A 17,957-nucleotide genomic window follows, 5' to 3' on the forward strand; every position below is an offset into this window, starting at 1 on the left:
CGTCGAACGGTTCTGGCGATCGATCAAGTACGAGGAGGTCTACCTGAGGGCCTATGAAAGCGTTCGAGACGCAAGATCGTCGATCTCGAATTACATCGGCTTTTACAATTCCGGACGGCCACATTCGAGCCTTGACGGCAGCACACCCGACGAGGCCTACTTCGGCGGGCGACAGATGGCCGAGGCCGCCTGATCGCCGCCCGCGATTTCATCACGGCTCTGGTCGGGCTACGCCCTCCCGACGCCGTGATGAAATCGCGAAGCCCCGCAGTCGACACCCCGGCGTGAGATCCACTCAAATTCCGCGGGGCGCTGTCCAAACAATCGGGGCCACCTCTGAAGAGGCAGGTCGGAGTTTCGTGACAGGTAAGGGTCGGAGAGAAGGTCTTCAGTGCCTGTCGTGGAGATTGGTCCATGAATATGCAGATGCTGGATGCCCGCCGTGCCGTGAGCGGGGGCTATAAGGTGGACGTGACACGCGGCGAACGGCTCGGCCGGGTGTCGTCAGAGTGGTTCTCCAGGCCCGATGACGAGCGCTTCCTTTCGCTCGGCGATCTGGGCCATGCGGTGCGAGATCGGACGGAACGCAGCCGGACCCGCGTGGTCGAGACCGACCTCATCCGTGTCGAGGCGAGCCGCACCGACGACGAGCGCCTGTCGTTGATTCTGCCGGGTGCCGAGGTGCCGGCCGTGCCGACACACTGGAGCTTCGGCCAACTCGCGAGCCAGGTCGGTGCACCGGCAGCCTATCTGCGCCAGCTCCCGGCGGCGCTCGCCGGCATCAATCTGCAATACGGCCTCAGCACGCACCGCGGCGAGCAGATCAAGACGCTCGAAACCGACGACGGCCGTGTCGAACTGCGCGCCGTGACCGGCCGGGACTATGGACGCATCTACGACCACGAGTTGGTCGAGTCGGTGCAGCGCATTGCCGGCAACGGCACCGGCGACACGCGCTGGAAGATCCCTGGCGTCCTCGACTGGTCGACCGGCATTTACAATCCCCGCGTCGACATTACCAAGGACACCACGACGCTCTATGCCAGCGATCGCGACGTGTTCCTGTTCCTGGTCGATGACCTCAATCCCATCGAGGCCGGCAAGCTGCCCGATGGCTCGCCCGACCTCTATTTCCGGGGCTTCTATTGCTGGAACTCGGAAGTCGGCGCCAAGACACTTGGCATGGCGAGCTTCTATCTTCGTGCCGTGTGCCAGAATCGCAATCTCTGGGGTGTGGAGGATTTCGAGGAGGTCACCATCCGCCACTCGAAATACGCCGCCTCGCGTTTTGCTCACGAGGCAGCACCGGCGCTCCTCAACTTCGCCAACTCCTCGCCGATGCCCTTCGTCAACGGCATAAAGGCGGCGCGCGAGCGGGTCGTGGCGAAGACCGATGACGACCGCAGTGACTTCCTGCGCCGGCGCGGCTTCTCGAAGACCGAGACCGCGAAGATCATCGACACCGTGTTCGCCGAGGAGGGACATCCACCAACCAGCATCTTTGATTTTGTGCAGGGGATTACCGCCGCCGCCCGCGACAAGCCGCATCAGGACGCCCGCCTCGACATGGAGGCCAAGGCGAAGAAGCTGCTCGACCGCGCTGCCTGAAACCCGCCGAACCGGAGATGCGGCTTTCTGTATCTCCGGTTCGGTGCCTTCGTGCCTTTCCGTCTTTCCGGCATTGTAACGCCGTCCTCAGAGGAAGAGGGCGGCGCTTCGCTTCGTGACGGATTTGGTTCGAGAGAGAGGCTCTCGGCGTCCGTCACGGAGTAAGTTCCATGGCAACTGCCATTCAGAAGATTACCCTCGCATCGTCGCGCGACATCCCCTTCAATAAGCTGGTGCTCAGTCAGTCGAACGTCCGGCGCGTCAAAGCTGGCGTATCGATCGAGGAACTGGCCGAATCCATCGCACGCCGCGGCCTCATTCAGTCCCTGCATGTCCGGCCCGTCCTCGACGCCGAGGGTAAGGAGACCGGCATGTTCGAGGTGCCCGCTGGTGGCCGCCGTTACTGCGCGCTGGAATTGCTCGCCAAGCAGAAGCGTCTCGCCAAGACAACGCCCGTGCCCTGTGTCGTCGGCGATGCGGCGAGCGACATCCTGGTCGACGAGGTTTCACTCTCCGAGAACATCGACCGTGCGCCGTTGCATCCCCTCGACCAGTTCCGGGCGTTTCAGGCCATGCGCGACAAGGGCATGACCGAAGAGGCGATCGCCGCCGCTTTCTTCATCGGCGTCAACGTCGTGAAGCAGCGTTTGCGCCTTGCTTCTGCCTCACCCAAGCTGCTCGGCATCTACGCCGACGACGGCATGACGCTGGAAATGCTGATGGCCTTCACCGTCTCGCCGGATCACCACCGCCAGGAACAGGTCTGGGAGACGATCGGCAATGGCTGGCAGAAGGAGCCGTGGCAGATCCGGCGCATGTTGACCGAGACGACGGTCCGCGCGTCCGACAAACGCGCCGTCTTTGTCGGCATCGATGCCTATGAAGCGGCCGGCGGCATCGTGCTGCGCGACCTGTTCCAGTCCGACGATGGCGGTTGGCTTCAGGATGTTGGTTTGCTCGACCGCCTGGTCGCAGAGAAGCTGAAGACAATCGCCGATGAGATCACCGGCGAAGGCTGGAAATGGGTCGAGGCCGCCGTCAGCATTCCCTATGGCGTCACTCACGGCCTGCGCTCACTTTCCGGCACGCCGCTCGACATGACCGAAGAGGAAAAGGCGACGCGCGCCGCCTTGCAGGCCGAATACAATCGCCTGTCCGAAGACTACGAGAGCACCGAAGAGCTGCCCGAGGACGTTGACCAGCGTCTCGGCGAGATCGAGACGGCAATGGAAGCGCTCGACACTCGACCCGTCCGCTATGACCCGGCCGAAATCGCCATCGCCGGCGCCTTCGTCACCATCGATGCAGACGGTTCGCTGTCGATCGACCGTGGCTATGTCCATCCCGAGGACGAACGGCCGGTTGAGCCCGAGGCCAGCGACATACAGAACATGATGGACGGCGAGATCGTCGAACCCGCCGCTCCCGCCATCCCGCGCGCCGTCATCTCTATCGATGGTCAACCTGCTCAGCCCGAGGAGGAGGAAGAGGATGGCACTCGGCCGCTGCCTGATCGGCTCGTCGCCGAGTTGACCGCGCATCGTACGCTGGCGCTGCGGGATGCGGTGGCAAACCATCCGCAGGTCGCCATGACAGCCCTGTTGCACAAGCTGGTGTCGGACACTTTCCTGCACCGCCCGGCGACAGGCGCGCTCGAGGCGAGTGTCCGGCACGTCTTCTTCCCCGCCCAGACGGAAGAGTTGAAGGACAGCGCCTCGGCAAAGTCCGTCGCCGATCGGTACGAACGCTGGAGCGACGCCATTCCGGCCGATGACGACGCCCTGTGGGATTGGCTTGCAGCGCTTGGTTATGACAACCGCATGGAGTTGCTCGCCCATTGCGTCAGCTATGGCGTCAACGCGCTCTACGAACGGCCGAACCCCTACGGTGGCTCCGGCGTCAGCGAGCACGGGCTGAAAATCCGTCTCTCGCAGGCCGACCGGCTGGCGCGGGCGACCAAACTCGACATGGTGGAGGCCGGATGGCGGCCGACCGTCGACAACTATCTCGGCCGCGTCACCAAGGCGCGTATCCTTCAAGCTGTCCGTGAAGGTGCCGACGAACGGGCCGCGCAACTCATCGACCACTTGAAGAAGGGCGACATGGCCAAGGAGGCGGAGCGCTTGCTGGCCGACACCGGCTGGTTGCCGGAACAGTTGCGCATCCCGGTTGCGGACTCGTCTGTCGTGGAGACGGTGGCAAGCGGCGGTGAATTGGCCATGGGCGAAGATGAGACTATGGACGAGGATGATGTGGCCGACGGAGCGCACCCAGCGCTGGCGGCCGAGTAACCCAACCCAGGAAACCCCGCGACCACTGGCCCGTCAGCAATGGCGGGCCTTTTCTTTTGGAAGTGCATCATGGTGGAGAAACCGCATGATCTGGCCCGCCTCCTTGCAGACCACGCCGAGGCAGTTTGTCGGCACTATCTCGACGCCGGCCGGCGCCAGGGCAACTACTGGCAGGTTGGCGAGGTGCGCAACACACCCGGCCGCTCGATGTTCGTGCGGCTGAAAGATTCACCCAAAGGTCCGGCTGGCAAATGGACCGACGCCGCCACCGGCGAGCGTGGCGATCTGCTCGACGTTATCCGGGAATCCCTCGGCCTCGTCGATTTCGCCGATGTCGTGGAAGAAGCCAGGCGCTTCCTCAGCTTGCCGCATCCTGAACCGGAGCTGACGCGGAGATGGCACGCCAGCACGCCGGCGTCGTCAGGCTCGGCAGAAGCGGCGCAGCGGCTGTTCGCCATGTCGCAGCCAATCGGCGGCACGCTCGTGGAAGCGTATTTGCGCCATCGCGGCATTACGGCTTTGCACGCAACCGGAAACCTCCGCTTTCATCCCCGCTGCTATTATCGGCCCGATGAGCACAGCCCGACCGAAGTCTGGCCGGCGATGATCGCCGCCGTCACCAATCTCGACGGCAGGATTACCGGCGCGCATCGCACCTGGCTCGCACCCGACGGTTCCGACAAGGCACCAATCGACACGCAGCGGAAAGCGATCGGCGATCTCCTCGGGCACGCCGTCCGCTTCGGTATGTCCGGCGAAGTCATGGCGGCGGGCGAAGGCATCGAGACCGTCCTGTCGGTTCGTCAGGTGGTTCCCGGCATAGCGATGGCGGCCGCTCTTTCCGCAGCCCATCTCGCCGCCATCCTGTTCTCAACGTCACTTCGCCGCCTCTACATCATCCGCGACAACGATCCGGCCGGCGATGGCGCGCGCGATAGCCTGATCGAACGGGCGAACGTGGCCGGGATCGAGGCGATCGTGCTTTCGCCCAAGTTCGGGGACTTCAACGAGGATCTCGTCCACCTCGGCATCGACGCCCTCCGGGCCAACATCCGGGTCCAACTCGCCCCACAGGACGTCGCCCGCTTCATGATGCAGGCAGCGTGAACGGAAACGGCGAAGGCGGTGAGAGCCGTCGCTATCATGCCCGCCCGAATGCACCAACCATTGGAGAGGACCGCGCCCCGGCCTTCGAGAGGGCGATCGGCCCACGGCCGGGCCGACCCGGCAATGGCGGCGGCCGGCTATTTTCCGGCGCGGCCTGTGGGTCGCTTTCCATCGCGAGGCAAAATAGCCGGCCTCTGCCATCCTCCGCTGACGCTTCGGCCCCAACGCTTCGCGTCCGGGTGCAAGGCCGTCCCGGCCGTGGGCTTTGTCGCCATGAAGGCCGCGACGGTCGCGGTCCATCCGATGGAGCATCCCATGAGCGAGCACGACGACTTTGAGCCTCACCACGGCTCTTCCCCGACCGACCACATTCTGCAGGAGCTTCAGCTCTACGGCTACCGCCCCTTTGAGGATGAACCCGATCCCCGGGCACTGCCCGAAGGCAATCATGTCGCCGGTGCCATCGCCGACATCTTCGACGCCCTGATCTCGACGCTCGCCGACACCCGCCTCGAGTCGGACCTCGATGATCTCCTGTGGTCGACCGTCAATCTCTTTCACCGCGCCACCGGCCGGATCGAACGCGAACTGGACGACAACGAACAGGCGCAGCGCCGCAGCCAGCACGAACAGGACGGCAGCGAGGTGAAATCGGTCGAACTGGAACGCCTGACCGCCGAGGGCCAGACTCTGATCGAACGCCGCAACGCCTTCGAACTGATGCGCGATCAAGCCGCCGATCACTTCGAGCGTCACACCGGATCAAGCTGGCGGCCGCGCACCGGCTCAATGGTCAACCATCGCAACATGACTGCGGCGATGATCGAAAGTCGCGATTTTCTCGCCGCCAAGCGCCGCGCCGAGACCGAAGTCCTATTACCGGCCGGGCCGAAGATCGCCTTCTCCGGCGGCGACAGCACCAATCACAACCTCATCTGGGCCAAGCTCGATCAGGTCCATGCCAAGCATCCCGAAATGGTCCTGCTGCACGGCGGCTCGCCGAAGGGCGCCGAGAAGATCGCTTCCCGCTGGGCCGACCATCGTAAGGTGCCTCAGGTTGCCTTCAAGCCCGACTGGACGAAACACGCCAAGGCGGCACCGTTCAAGCGCAACGACCAGATGCTGGCCGTCCTGCCGATTGGCGTCATCGTCTTCCCAGGCACCGGCATTCAGGACAACCTCGCCGACAAGGCCAAGAAGCTCGGCATTCCGGTCTACCGGTTCGGTAATGGTGGCGCGTGAGCGCCACCGACTATGGCACAGCCAGCCCAAGCTCGATCCGCTTCTTCTTCGACAATCCCTTCGAGACGATGGAATGCGACGCGCGGATATAGTCGCGCAACGCATCGTCATCGAGGCCGGGCTTGGCGAAGTGCTGGATCCACTTCATCCCCCGGGACGCAAGATAAGGCGCGGGACGCAGTCCCGGCTGCTCCTTGAGTATTTCGTAGGCGATGTCGCTCACCTTGAAGGTGAAGCCCGGTTCGTTACCCTGCCATCCGCCGATCGCGAAGACCTTCCCGCCAACCTTCCAGACATGCGATCCACCCCACTGGACCACATAGCTCGTCGCCGGCAGCGCACCGCAGAACGCGTTGTACTCTTCGTAGGTCATGCACGCTGTCTCCGCCCGAGCCACGTTCAATGGGCTCAGCATGCGCTGCCGGTAGCCGGTTCCTACGCACGCCGAGTCCGGGATCGACAATACCAACTCGCCCCATGACGGGGCAAAGGTCGTCACGGCCGGGGCAGAAACCCTTGCCGGTTTCCACTCCCGGCGATCCTGGTTTCTTGCTATGTTCTGCTTCGCGCCGCGGTGGTGGTGGAAGGCGCGACCCTCAGAACTTTTCTTGTGGGAAGGCACCACCATGATCCTTCTCGGCATTTTCATCAGCATCGCGGCCATCGGCGTTTTCTGCTGGCTGCTGTTTACGCTGGCCGTCTTCGCGCTGCCGTTCTTCGCAGGCATCAGCGCTGGCGTCTGGGCCTATCACACCGGCGCAGACTGGCTCGGCGCCATTGTCGTCGGCGTGATAGGCGGTGGCCTCATGTTGGGTATTGGCCAATTCCTGCTTCTGATGGTGCGCCCGATGTGGGCGAAGTTGGCGATCGTGCTCATCTTCGTCGCACCGGCGGCCATCGCCGGCTACCACGCCGTCCATGGCATCGTGAAGCACACCATGCCGTCCGAGACCTGGCAGATCGTCTTCTCCATCATCGGCGCGGTCGTGGTCGGCATCACGGCGTTCCTGCGGGTTGCGGGCATGGCGACGGCCCACCACTCCGGCCGAGGCCTCGCTCGCAACTGACCATCCCCCTCTGTTCCGTTGGAGAACCAGAACTGGCAGCGAGCATATCAGCTTTGTCGTAGAAGCGGTGGCTGAGCGGCGATGACATCGGAACGGGCATAACCCGAGACGCGCGGTCCTCGTGGAGTGGCCAGAACCAGTGGCCTGCCAGATCCCGGCAAAACCGCCGTGATGCAGCGGTGAGCGTTCCGGGTAGATGACGGGGCGAGGTCGATGCACATCCAAGCCTGCCGGTAGGGAAGACGATGCCAGTAATGGATCGTTCATGTCTCCTGTGCCGGGAGCGAGGCACCGCCATCATCTCCGTCCTGCCTCCGTTCAGCGAGCGCTCCAAACGGCCTCTTCATTGGGCTGATCTGGCCGAAGGCCGGCTTCGCCTCGACCGCCTATGCCGCAACGGCGCGTCCTGACTTTCTTCCCCTGCGAACGGATTCGCATTCCTTGCGAGACAAGAAAGTCCCTCTCGCGCCGTCCTCCGCTGACGCTTCGGCCCTCAAGGGTGCGGCGTCGGTCGCCTCCGGCCTGTCGATCGCCATCGAGGCCGCATGGAGCGGGCTCGGAAACGGAAAACGGAGATTTGAAAATGGCGACCATCGGCACCTTCAAGAAGACCGGCTCGAACGAGTTCACCGGCGACATCGTTACCCTCAGCGTCCAGGCCAAGGGCGTGCGCATCGTCCCCGACCTGCGCTCCACCGGCGAAAACGCCCCCAGCCACCGCGTACTGGTCGGTCGCGCCGAGATCGGAGCCGCCTGGTCCAAGCGCTCCGCCAACGAGGACCGTCCCTATCTGGGTCTCAAGCTCGACGATCCGAGCTTCAACGCCCCGATCTACGCCAACCTCGTGGACGACGAAGACGGCGAGACCTTCTCGCTGATCTGGTCCCGCCCCAACGGGCGTCGGGGCGACTGACACCCCGAGCAAGGCCCCGGCCGGAGTGGCCGGGGTCGCCGCTTTTGGCGCAGCCACAAAGGCCACCGGCGAATGTGATTAGCCTACGGGTTATCGCGGCTATCAAGTTTGGAATTGCTCTGCGGTCGCCGAAGCAATTCTGCTGCTTCGACGCCCAACACTCTCGCTAGCCGGTCGACTACGTCGATGCTTGCGTTGTACACGCTTCGCTCAAGCGCGCTGATGTAGGTGCGATCAATGTCGGCTTGATGCGCCAACTCTTCCTGCGACAGCCCCTTAGCTTGCCGCAGGGATCTCAGATTGAGCGCCAAAACCTCTCGGATCTCCATGATCGAGAGAGCAGCGCCTTGTAGAGTATTTCACCACGGAGTATTCTCGACAAAGCGCATCGCGAAACGATCGCACGCCTATGTTTGGTCCAACTACCAAGGGCGAGGTGGCGGTTGCGCTTCGCTCGTCCGAAATTCACCGACTTTCGGACGAGGCTCGATTAGTAGATTGACAGTGGCTTAATCGGTTTATCAATGTCTGTTCGTTTTCTACGGTATCCCCCATGACGCATGAAGCGCCCGCTTTCTTCGATGAACCGCCGACCAGCGAAAGCCTTACGGATTACGACCGTAAGCACATGGTGCTGTATATGCGGCTACTTGATTCCGCGCGGGATGGTGCCGATTGGAGAGAAGTCGTACAGGTACTGTTCGGCTTCGATCCTGAAGCGAACTCAGACCGCTGCCGCAAAATCTATGACACGCATCTGGCTCGTGCCCGCTGGATGACTGAACAGGGCTACCGTGAACTCGTCCAGGAAGGACAGCGGCCGCCGACCGAGTGATGCTGAGGCGGCATCACCTGATGCTGTTTACCGAACTTCCATAAAGCAACCAGTCCGGGAATCGTGTCCTCCTCTTGCAACACTTCGCTGTGTGGGGGAGTACCACCTTGATGCCCGACGCATCCCAATGGCGCTCCTCGGAGATCTATGATCGCTTCGAGGATCTGACCGCTTCCGAACTTGCCTGGGAATGGCTCCGCCGCAACGAAGCCTACGACCGGGATTTCGCGACACTTGCAGATAAGGATGTTGACCCCCAAACGTTGACGGATCGCATCCGACAGCGTTGGGGGCTGATGTTTTCCGGTCGATCCAGCGCTCGACCTTCCCGCAGCTCAGGTCTTCTGGCTTCCCGAGGAGGACAGCAGCGTCGTGGTTCTCGCGCCGGCGCCAACCCCATTGGCTGGCAGCAACGCACCAAGTATAGAGATCGCAGGTTCGCTTATCGATAGCGACGGGGTTCATGGTTTTCACGATCTCAGCCGCAGTAGCCGTATTCAGATACTACGGCTCGGTGAACCGCCATCGGCGAAGCTCGTCGCAGTCGTGCCGCTCGGTCTTGAGGGTTTTGACCGGATCGAGGCGATCCACCGCCTTCTCGCGTCGCTCCACAACCGGGCCATTCCACCGGACACGCGTCTGACCCGCCAGCAGCGGACCAGACTAAGTCGAGCGCTCCGGGCCTTCGACGGTCAGCGTGCTGGAGCGACGCACCGAGAGATCGGCGAGGTACTATTCCGTATAGGGTCCCTCGACCGTGACGCCTGGCAGGCGTCCTCGGTTCGCTATGCCGTGATGTCGCTGCTGCGGGAGGCCCATGCCATGACTGCGGGTGGCTATCGCCGTCTCCTGCGTCATCGCCGGCGGCCCTGATCCGCCGGGCGTGTTCCCCGGTGTGCGATCTTGGCCCTCCTCAAATTCGCACTGCACCTTGCCGGCTCCGCTTCGCCATCGTGGCCCTTGTCAGCCGTCGTCCGCCGACGGCTTCAGCAAACACCATGAAAGGCCGATCCATGCGACCCGATCTCGCCGTGCTCCCGCCGCGCTTCCTGCGCACCAAGGAAGCCGCCGTATTTCTCAGCCTCTCCGCCCGAACCCTTGAGAAGCATCGGACCTATGGGACCGGCCCCGCCTACAAGAAGCTAGGCGGCCGTGTCGTCTACGCCGTCGACGACCTCCAGGCCTGGGCCGAGCGCGGGGCTGTCACGTCGACCTCCGATCCGCGCGGCAGTGTCCTGCCGGCCAAGCGCCAGACGCTGCCTGCCGTGCCGCAGCCCAGCCGCTACGCGCGCTGACCGCAGGCGGATTCCCAAATGGTGGCGCGGCATCGCTCCCCCTCGGAGCGCGGACAACTTGATTTGTTCCGGGCGCTCCCCGGCGACTTCGCGCCACGAGATGCGCAGGATCTCATGGCCTATCCATTCTTCTCCCTCTCAAAGTCGCATCGCGTCGCACCGATCGATTTTGCCGCCGGCAGCGTAACGATCCGTGTCGAGGCCGTGCCCCATCACGGCATGGCGACAATCTGGGACGCCGACATCCTGATCTGGGCGGCGAGCCAGATCGTCGAGGCACGCGACGCGGGGCTCCGCACCTCGCGCCTGATGGTCGCCACGCCCTATGAAATCCTTGCGTTCATCGGCCGCGGTACCTCTTTGCGCGACTATCAGCGCCTGAAGGCCGCTCTCGACCGGCTCCAGTCCACCACCGTCTGCACCTCGATCCGGCAGCCCGCCGAAGGCCGGCGTCATCGCTTCTCCTGGATCAACGAGTGGAAGGAGCGCACTGACCGCAACGGCAAGCCAGACGGCCTCGAGATGATCGTGCCGGACTGGTTCTACCGGGCGGTGCTCGACGACGCCTTGGTCCTCACCATTGATCGCGTCTACTTCGACCTGACGGGCGGCCTCGACCGCTGGCTCTATCGGATCGTACGCAAGCATGGCGGCCGTCAGCGCGATGGCTGGCGTTTTGACTTCCGGCATCTGCACGAGAAGTCCGGCAGCCTGTCGCCCTTCCGGCGCTTTGCCTTCGAACTGCGGGACATCATTCGTCGCCAGCCGTTGCCCGGCTACACCCTGTTTCTCGAGGTGGAAATCGGCGGCCGATTGCTGCTTGCCTTCGAGCCGACGCCACCCTGTGGACAGGCTGTGAATAGTCTCGTGCTATCGGGAACGCCGAGTATCGTGCCATCGGGAACACCCGCATCGTGCTATCGGGAACGCAAACAGGGTGCAACACACGGATCTCAAAAGAAAAATCGCGCCCTTAACTTAGAGTCTAACAAAGACTCTAACTCTGTTGAGCGCGCGCGCGATGTGCAGAACCTCGAAAGAGACAAGCAGAAAGAGCCCATCAGGCAGCCCAACAACACCAGCTCCAATGCGATTTTCCGTAAAGACGGCTTTCCGGCACCTGACAGTTCTGGCGGCCCACACTTTTCTTCCGATGACCGTTCGGGAGAAGCGCCGTGATTGTCGCGCTCCTCAACCAGAAGGGTGGCGTCGGCAAGACGACGCTGGCGTTGAACCTCGCCGGCGAATGGGCCAGGAGGGGAAAGTGCGTCACTCTGATTGACGCGGATCCGCAGGGCTCAGCGCTCGACTGGTCGCAGCAGCGTGAGCACGAGGGCCTGCCGCGCCTGTTCGGCGTCGTCGGTCTGGCGCGCGACACGCTGCATCGGGAAGCGCCGGAGTTGGCGCGGGATGCCGATCATGTCGTCATCGATGGGCCGCCGCGTGTGATGGGGCTGATGCGTTCGGCACTCCTTGCCGCCGACCTCGTGCTGATCCCGGTGCAGCCGTCACCGCTCGATGGCTGGGCCTCGGCCGAGATGCTGACGCTCATCACCGAGGCGCGCATCTACCGGCCGGAGTTGGCCGCGCGCTTCGTGCTCAATCGTTGCGGCGCCCGCACTGTGCTCGCTCGCGAGACGGCGGAGACATTGGCCGAGCACGATCCGCCGGTGCTCGGCAGCACCATCGGTCAGCGCGTTGCCTTCGCGGTCGCCGCGCAGTCGGGGCGGCTGGCCTCAGAACTCGACGGCGATACGCCCGCCGCGCGCGAGATCGCGGCGCTGGTGGACGAGATCGATCGGCTCGGTATCGGGAGGACAGTCCGATGAGCGAGCGTCCGACCCGCAGGGGTTTCGCCGCTCGGCCTGCCGATCCCGAGCACTGGATCAAAGCCGCCGAGACGTCATCGCGTGATGGGCATGCCGGCGATTTCACCGCACGGCTGACCATCGACGTGACACCGGACCTGCGCGGCCGGATCAAGATCGCCGCGTTTCAGCGCGGTGTCACCGTCGCCGACATGCTGCGCGAACTGTTCGCGCGCGAATTCCCCCTGAACTCAGGAGATCCCTCATGACCGGCAACGCGGCCGCTCGCGTGCACATCGGCCCCGTGCCGATCGCCCATGCCTCCGACGACCTCACCTACGTCGAACTGACCTGGGTGGAGAAGCGCATTGAGAACTGGATCAGGTTCGGCCGCCCTGCGCGCGAACAGGTGCTCGATCGTCACCGCCGTGTTCTCTCCTTCCGTACTGGCAGCATCTTCGCCTTCGTCCGCTGGGCCGCCAACGACTTCGGCACGCTCATCTCGCGCATCGACATCGTGCGTGCCGTCGAACCCGGAGAGCCCTACCAGACGCTGCCCTTTGTGCGTCCCGGCGGCGACATCCTGCTCAAGATCGAAGGCTGGCCGAAGATCGAACAGGTGCTCCGCCACATCGACGCCGTGGAGGCCGCTGGCATCCAACCTCAGGAAGTCGCGCCCGATCACTGGCGGCACGTCGCCAATCGCCTGAGCGTCGGCGAGGTGCCGCGCGCCTATACTGTTGCGCGCCATCAGGCGTGGCTCAAGCGAAGGGAGGTGGGCCCCGGTCCGCAAAGCGGACCGAAAGCTCCGGCAGAGCTTTCGGAGGGGCGAACGCGATGAGCCGCTTCGGCTACGTCATGGTGACGTATTTCACGACGATGGGCGTCGCCATCGCCGCCTTCGTTCCGACCTCGCTTCGGTTCGTCTGGAACGTCTCTTCCAGCGTGCCGATTGGGCTCTATCGCATAGAGCCCGTGGACCGTCTCGAGATCACCGATCTCGTTGCAGTCATGCCGGATGAGCCACTTGCCGACTACATGGTGGAGCGCGGCTATATCGGCCGTGGCGTGCCGCTCTTGAAGCATGTCGCCGCCTTGCCGGGGCAGGACGTCTGCCGCACCGGCCGCACCATCACCGTTGATGCCGTGCCGTTCGGTGACGCGCTTGACCGCGACCGGTTGGGCCGAGACCTGCCGGTCTGGCAAGGATGCGAGCGCATCGCGGACGGCGACCTCTTTCTCATGAACTCCTCGGTCCGCGACAGCCTGGACGGCCGCTACTTCGGCCCGATCCCGGCACGCGCCGTCATCGGCAAGGCGACGCCGCTCTACACCGACGAAGCTGGCGACGGCCGCTTTGCCTGGCGCGCAGCGACACGCTGACCGTCTCGGATTTGGCGGGCGCGGTGCTCGCCGATTGCTCCTTTCCCATCATCTACCAGGAGGTCTCGATGCAGATCGGTCAGTTCACGCGCAGCAAATCGGGCTTCACCGGGCATGTCCGCACCATCGGCCTCGACGTCGAACTCGCCGTCGTTCCGATCGAGCCATCCGACACCGAAAACGCTCCCGACTACCGCATCCATATCGACAGCGAAGACGGTCCCGAAGCTGGCGCCGGATGGAAGCGCACTGGCGAGCGCGCCGGAGAATTCGTCGCACTGATCATCGACGATCCCACTTTGGCGCAGCCGATCCGCGCCAACCTCTTTCGTGACAACGACGGCGGCAGCGCCTGGTCGCTACACTGGAACCGGCCGCAGAAGCGCGACGGGAAGGACTGACGCCATGCGCCGAGTGGTCCTTCTTCTCCTTTCCGGCCTGTCTTTCGTCTGCGTGTTTCCGGTTTCGACCTCCGCGGAACCCTCGACCGTCAGTCGCCCCTCGCAGCGCGATGTTTTCGGCGAGCACATAGCCGAGGCGGCGCAGCGCTTCGAGCTTCCCGCTACCTGGATCAGGGCGGTGATGCGTACTGAGAGCGACGGTGATCCGCGCGCCACCTCGCCGAAGGGCGCGATGGGGCTTATGCAGATCATGCCGGAGACATGGGCGGAACTGCGCATCCGATACCGTCTTGGCGATGACGCCTATGACCCACACGACAACGTCATCGCTGGCGCCGCCTATATCCGCGAGCTATTCGACCGCTACGGATCGCCCGGCTGGATCGCCGCCTACAATGCCGGTCCCGGCCGCTACGAGGCGTCGCTGAAGGGCCGTCTGCTTCCAGCAGAAACTCGCACCTATGTTGACGCCGTCGCGCCGAACCTCGACGGCGATGGTGATGCTGGCGCCACCATCATTGCGGCAGCGGATCCGTTCGCATGGATCAGCGCGTCACTGTTCATCGTGCAGCCGGACCGCAAGCCGGTTGTCGATTCCGCGCCGGCCGGGCGTCTGCCGAACGATGCGCTGGCCACGTCAACCATGCGCGATATTTCTGCCATCGTGCCGCAGTCGGGTGATCTATTCATCGCCCGGGCCGCTGGAGGGGCAGGGCGATGAGCGCATTGGTTCTCGATCGTACCATTGCGGGCTTTGGCGTTTCATGGAGTGCGCTAAGGCGGATCACGGGCGACACGACCGGAGGATGGCGAGATAAAAGGCCGCGAGGTGCGGCGTCGGTCGGTCGTGTTGTTTCAAGGGGTTATGAGTCGATTTCGCGAGGTACGGCGTTTTCGCGCACCTCGCCGCTCCGCTGTTTTCCTTTTGATTTCTTATGCTTGATGCGATGTGCGGAGCCCGAGCCATGAGCGGCGACGACGAGTTTCGCATTCGTCCAGGCCGTATCCGCTCGTCCGGTGCACAGCGCGCGCGGCCCTTCATCGCCCAGGCGCTCGCCGCCGCTCAAAAGGCCGGCGCTCGTGTCTCGCGCTCGGGACGGATCAGCCCCGGCAACCGCTCGACCTTCGGTCGCGGACGCACGGCCAGTGTCCGCGCCAACCGCCTGCTGACAGGCCGCTCTCGTGTCGTCATCATCAAGACGCGGGTGGTGCGCCATCACGCACGCGCCACGCCGCTGACGGCGCATCTCAACTATCTGCGCCGCGAGGGCGTCACCCGTGACGGGGAGACGGCCCACCTGTTCGGGCCGGAAAACGACGACGTGGATGGTCGGGCCTTCGCCGGGCGCACCGAAGAGGACCGCCATCATTTCCGCTTCATCGTCTCGCCCGAGGACGCCGTGGATATGGCAGACCTCAAGGGCTTCGCTCGCGACTTGATGAGGCAGATGGAAACGGACCTCGGCACGAAGCTCGATTGGACCGCCGTCGATCACTGGAATACTGACAATCCGCACGTCCACATCATCTTGCGCGGCCGAACTGACGGCGGCCAGGATCTCGTGATCTCGCGCGATTACATCAAGGAAGGGATGCGCGCCCGCGCCGCCGATCTCGTCACACGGGAACTGGGACCGCGCACCGATCTCGACATCTGCCGCAATCTCGATCGCCAGGTTGAGGCCGAGCGCTGGACGCAGCTCGATCGCCAGCTCGTTCGCGACGGCCGCGAAACTGGCGTTATCGACATGGCGCCGATTGCTGGCCAACAGCCTGACGAATTCCATGCCCTGAAGGTCGGGCGACTCCGCAAGCTGGAAGCCCTAGGCCTCGCCGTCGAGGTTGGTCCTGGCCAATGGATGATCGACGACAAGGCCGAGGCGACGTTGCGCGAACTCGGCGAGCGGGGCGACATCATCAAGCGGATGCACCGGGCGTTGACCGAACGTGGCATCGAGCGCGGATCGGCAAGCTATGTGCTCGCTGCAGAGAGTCTCGATACGCCGATCATCGGCCGGCTGGTCGATCGCGGCCTCGACGACGAGTTGAAAGGGACCGCCTATGCCGTGGTCGACGGCGTTGATGGCCGCACCCACCACGTCAAACTCCTCGATCTCGATGCCGCTGGCGACAGCGCGCCGGGCTCCATCGTCGAACTGCGCAAGTTCGAGGATGCGAAGGGACAGCGCCGCGTCGCGCTCGCCGTCCGCTCCGATCTCGACATCGACCAGCAGGTAACGGCATCGGGCGCCACCTGGCTCGATCGCCAGAACATCGCCCGCGAGCCGGTCGCGCTCTCAGATGGCGGTTTCGGCGCCGAGGTGCGACAAGCGATGGACCGCCGCGCCGATCACCTCGTCGAACAGGGCTTTGCCGAACGGCACGGCCAGCGTGTCACCTTCAGCCGCAACCTGATCGGCACGTTGCGAAGTCGGGAACTGGAGGCGCTGGGCGAAAAGCTCGCCGTTGAGTCCGGACAGCAGTTCAACCGAGCGAGCGACGGCGACTATGTCGCCGGTTCCTACCGCCGGCGCTTCGCGCTGGCCTCCGGCCGCTTCGCCATGATCGACGATGGCCTTGGTTTCCAGCTCGTCCCCTGGACGCCGTCTCTCGAAAAGCAGCTCGGCCGTCATGTCTCCGGCGTCGCCCGCGACGACGGTGGTATCGACTGGAGCTTTGGCCGCAAACGCGGATTGGGTCTGTGATGCTTCGCTATACTGTTTTCGAGATGAAGCCGAGATCGGTACGACGACTTGCTTCGACCCAAACTGGTCTTGGAACGATTTCTCCCTATGCCCCGAAAGAGGAGATCGGGCGCGACAGCGCTATGTTGAATGATTGCAATTCAGTTTTTAGCATGTCCTCAAGCGTGTCCCGTTGTCGATGTCATGATATGTTACCCGGGAACTTGATCGACCAAAGCGACTGGGAACGGCTGACCTGTACGAAATACGATTGGACCGACAGAGCGAAAGTGAATGAGCGAACCGCCGGCTCTTCAAATCACGCTGAACCCGAATGGCGTTGCCGCGCCGGCTCAGCGAACGGTTATTATCGCGACCCAGGTGGTAGCGACTGCCTTGCGCGCGCTTGCGAATGACGATCTTTCGCCACCCGAAATGCAAGGCGGGCCTTTGGGTTATCAGTTCACTGGACTTGAAATGAGCGACGAAGAACGTCGCGTGACGTTCCAAAACTGGATCTTGGGTAAAGGCTTTCAGGACTTGGCACGCGGCATACGCGAGACGTTGGAGGAAGCCGTCTTTTATTTAGCGATGATAAAGCGTGAGCCGAACTTAACAATGCTTGCGGAGATCGAAGCAGAGATTGCCGCTATACGCGCTACCGCCGCAAAGCTTGTGTTCCCAAAACTACTAGAAGACGTGAACGCCGGGCTTACCGCACCTATGGTGTTCGATGCTGAATTCCTGTCGCTGCAAAAAGCGCGAAACTGCCTGGAGCATCGTGGTGGGCGCGTAGGCGCACGAGATGTGGACGATACCGGGACAATGACGCTTAGCTTTCCACGCCTCCGCATGTTCTATCGTCGTGGTGATGCTGAAATCGAGCTGTTGCCTGGCGAGGTGATTGATACGCGTGAATCGGATACCCCGTTTGGCAAGGGCGAGGATGTTCCTATCTATATTCACCGCGTCACCCGGAGCCGCACGTACGCGCTCGATGAACCCGTCGTAATATTGGCGTCAGACTTTTTTGAAATCGCGATGGCGTGCCACCTTTTCGCCAGTGATGTCGCTGCGAAGCTGCCTATTCTGCCGGCAGCCCAACCGTTACTCGAAGATGACGATACTACAGGCGGCAGCGTGACCGTGGGGTAAGTACCGTCGAACGTGAGTTGATACTTCGTTCAATACCGCTGAACCTCTCGATCTTTTTGGTCAATTTTCCGAAAGCGGATCGAGAAATAGTCGCCCATCTTTACATTATTGACGACACTTCGAAGGTCGTCTACGGCCCAACGCGACCGTCTGACCAGACACAACGCG

At 63.2% G+C, this 17,957-nt stretch carries 22 protein-coding genes; 20 read left to right on the forward strand and 2 right to left on the reverse strand.

Going from position 1 to position 17,957, the window contains the following annotated elements; all coding sequences use genetic code 11:
* From H512_RS0117855 to H512_RS0117875, 5 genes are all read left to right on the forward strand, one after another.
* A partial coding sequence (locus H512_RS0117855; RefSeq protein WP_026784613.1) for an integrase core domain-containing protein occupies window positions 1-193 on the forward strand: 193 nt, incomplete at its 5' end.
* 221 nt (window positions 194-414) lie between these two features.
* Window positions 415-1,608 (forward strand): hypothetical protein, encoded by a 1,194-nt coding sequence (locus tag H512_RS0117860; protein ID WP_026784614.1) that lies wholly within the window; start codon window positions 415-417, stop codon window positions 1,606-1,608.
* Window positions 1,609-1,778: 170 nt separating this feature from the next.
* Window positions 1,779-3,899 (forward strand): ParB/RepB/Spo0J family partition protein, encoded by a 2,121-nt coding sequence (locus H512_RS24720; protein ID WP_036792515.1) that lies wholly within the window; start codon window positions 1,779-1,781, stop codon window positions 3,897-3,899.
* A gap of 69 nt (window positions 3,900-3,968) precedes the next feature.
* Window positions 3,969-5,006, forward strand: a complete 1,038-nt coding sequence (locus H512_RS0117870) for a DUF7146 domain-containing protein (protein WP_026784615.1) — start codon at window positions 3,969-3,971, stop codon at window positions 5,004-5,006.
* Between the two features lie 315 nt (window positions 5,007-5,321).
* Window positions 5,322-6,248: a DUF2493 domain-containing protein gene (locus H512_RS0117875; protein ID WP_026784616.1), complete on the forward strand. Its 927-nt coding sequence runs from the start codon at window positions 5,322-5,324 to the stop codon at window positions 6,246-6,248.
* A 10-nt stretch (window positions 6,249-6,258) separates the two neighbouring features.
* Here H512_RS0117875 and H512_RS0117880 read toward each other — a convergent pair whose 3' ends face one another.
* Window positions 6,259-6,621, reverse strand: a complete 363-nt coding sequence (locus tag H512_RS0117880) for an MmcQ/YjbR family DNA-binding protein (RefSeq protein ID WP_026784617.1) — start codon at window positions 6,619-6,621, stop codon at window positions 6,259-6,261.
* 253 nt (window positions 6,622-6,874) lie between these two features.
* On the opposite strand from H512_RS0117880, the gene H512_RS0117885 reads away from it, so the two are divergent.
* Both H512_RS0117885 and H512_RS0117890 read left to right on the forward strand, forming a co-directional pair.
* Entirely contained in the window at window positions 6,875-7,315 is a 441-nt protein-coding gene (locus H512_RS0117885; RefSeq protein WP_026784618.1) for a hypothetical protein, read from the forward strand.
* Between the two features lie 583 nt (window positions 7,316-7,898).
* Window positions 7,899-8,228, forward strand: coding sequence for a DUF736 domain-containing protein (locus H512_RS0117890; protein WP_026784619.1), 330 nt, complete (start codon window positions 7,899-7,901; stop codon window positions 8,226-8,228).
* Window positions 8,229-8,311: 83 nt separating this feature from the next.
* Here H512_RS0117890 and H512_RS0117895 read toward each other — a convergent pair whose 3' ends face one another.
* Entirely contained in the window at window positions 8,312-8,557 is a 246-nt protein-coding gene (locus tag H512_RS0117895) for a helix-turn-helix domain-containing protein (RefSeq protein WP_026784620.1), read from the reverse strand.
* Between the two features lie 224 nt (window positions 8,558-8,781).
* On the opposite strand from H512_RS0117895, the gene H512_RS26500 reads away from it, so the two are divergent.
* The 13 genes from H512_RS26500 (at window position 8,782) to H512_RS24740 (ending at window position 17,789) form a co-directional block, all read left to right on the forward strand.
* Window positions 8,782-9,063 carry a DNA -binding domain-containing protein gene (locus H512_RS26500; protein WP_084798586.1) on the forward strand — a complete coding sequence of 94 codons (282 nt, stop codon included), beginning with the start codon at window positions 8,782-8,784 and terminating at the stop codon, window positions 9,061-9,063.
* 110 nt (window positions 9,064-9,173) lie between these two features.
* On the forward strand, window positions 9,174-9,515 hold the full coding sequence (locus H512_RS27675; protein WP_245585448.1) for a transcriptional regulator domain-containing protein: 342 nt from the start codon (window positions 9,174-9,176) through the stop codon (window positions 9,513-9,515).
* On the forward strand, window positions 9,436-9,936 hold the full coding sequence (locus H512_RS26510; protein ID WP_084798587.1) for a DUF2285 domain-containing protein: 501 nt from the start codon (window positions 9,436-9,438) through the stop codon (window positions 9,934-9,936). Before H512_RS27675 ends, H512_RS26510 begins: the two co-directional genes overlap by 80 nt.
* A 140-nt stretch (window positions 9,937-10,076) precedes the next feature.
* On the forward strand, window positions 10,077-10,358 hold the full coding sequence (locus tag H512_RS0117905; protein ID WP_026784621.1) for a helix-turn-helix transcriptional regulator: 282 nt from the start codon (window positions 10,077-10,079) through the stop codon (window positions 10,356-10,358).
* An 18-nt stretch (window positions 10,359-10,376) separates the two neighbouring features.
* On the forward strand, window positions 10,377-11,537 hold the full coding sequence (locus tag H512_RS24725; RefSeq protein WP_053240018.1) for a replication initiator protein A: 1,161 nt from the start codon (window positions 10,377-10,379) through the stop codon (window positions 11,535-11,537).
* Window positions 11,534-12,187, forward strand: a complete 654-nt coding sequence (parA, locus tag H512_RS0117915) for a ParA family partition ATPase (RefSeq protein ID WP_026784622.1) — start codon at window positions 11,534-11,536, stop codon at window positions 12,185-12,187. The genes H512_RS24725 and parA overlap by 4 nt, the downstream gene beginning before the upstream one ends.
* Window positions 12,184-12,435, forward strand: coding sequence for a ribbon-helix-helix protein (locus H512_RS0117920; RefSeq protein WP_026784623.1), 252 nt, complete (start codon window positions 12,184-12,186; stop codon window positions 12,433-12,435). Before parA ends, H512_RS0117920 begins: the two co-directional genes overlap by 4 nt.
* Entirely contained in the window at window positions 12,432-13,007 is a 576-nt protein-coding gene (locus H512_RS24730) for a DUF2840 domain-containing protein (protein ID WP_053240019.1), read from the forward strand. Before H512_RS0117920 ends, H512_RS24730 begins: the two co-directional genes overlap by 4 nt.
* Complete coding sequence (locus tag H512_RS0117930; RefSeq protein WP_026784624.1) at window positions 13,004-13,549, forward strand: S26 family signal peptidase; 546 nt, start codon at window positions 13,004-13,006, stop codon at window positions 13,547-13,549. The genes H512_RS24730 and H512_RS0117930 overlap by 4 nt, the downstream gene beginning before the upstream one ends.
* Window positions 13,550-13,617: 68 nt before the next feature.
* Window positions 13,618-13,950, forward strand: coding sequence for a DUF736 domain-containing protein (locus H512_RS0117935; protein WP_026784625.1), 333 nt, complete (start codon window positions 13,618-13,620; stop codon window positions 13,948-13,950).
* 4 nt (window positions 13,951-13,954) lie between these two features.
* A complete protein-coding gene (locus H512_RS24735) occupies window positions 13,955-14,671 on the forward strand; it encodes a lytic transglycosylase domain-containing protein (protein ID WP_053240020.1) in 717 nt (238 codons plus the stop codon).
* A gap of 244 nt (window positions 14,672-14,915) precedes the next feature.
* Window positions 14,916-16,655 (forward strand): relaxase/mobilization nuclease domain-containing protein, encoded by a 1,740-nt coding sequence (locus H512_RS0117945; RefSeq protein ID WP_026784626.1) that lies wholly within the window; start codon window positions 14,916-14,918, stop codon window positions 16,653-16,655.
* A gap of 273 nt (window positions 16,656-16,928) precedes the next feature.
* Window positions 16,929-17,789 (forward strand): hypothetical protein, encoded by an 861-nt coding sequence (locus H512_RS24740; protein ID WP_053240021.1) that lies wholly within the window; start codon window positions 16,929-16,931, stop codon window positions 17,787-17,789.
* The last annotated feature ends 168 nt before the right edge of the window (window positions 17,790-17,957 follow it).

Source organism: Pleomorphomonas koreensis DSM 23070 (genome assembly GCF_000425185.1).
Taxonomy (GTDB): domain Bacteria; phylum Pseudomonadota; class Alphaproteobacteria; order Rhizobiales; family Pleomorphomonadaceae; genus Pleomorphomonas; species Pleomorphomonas koreensis.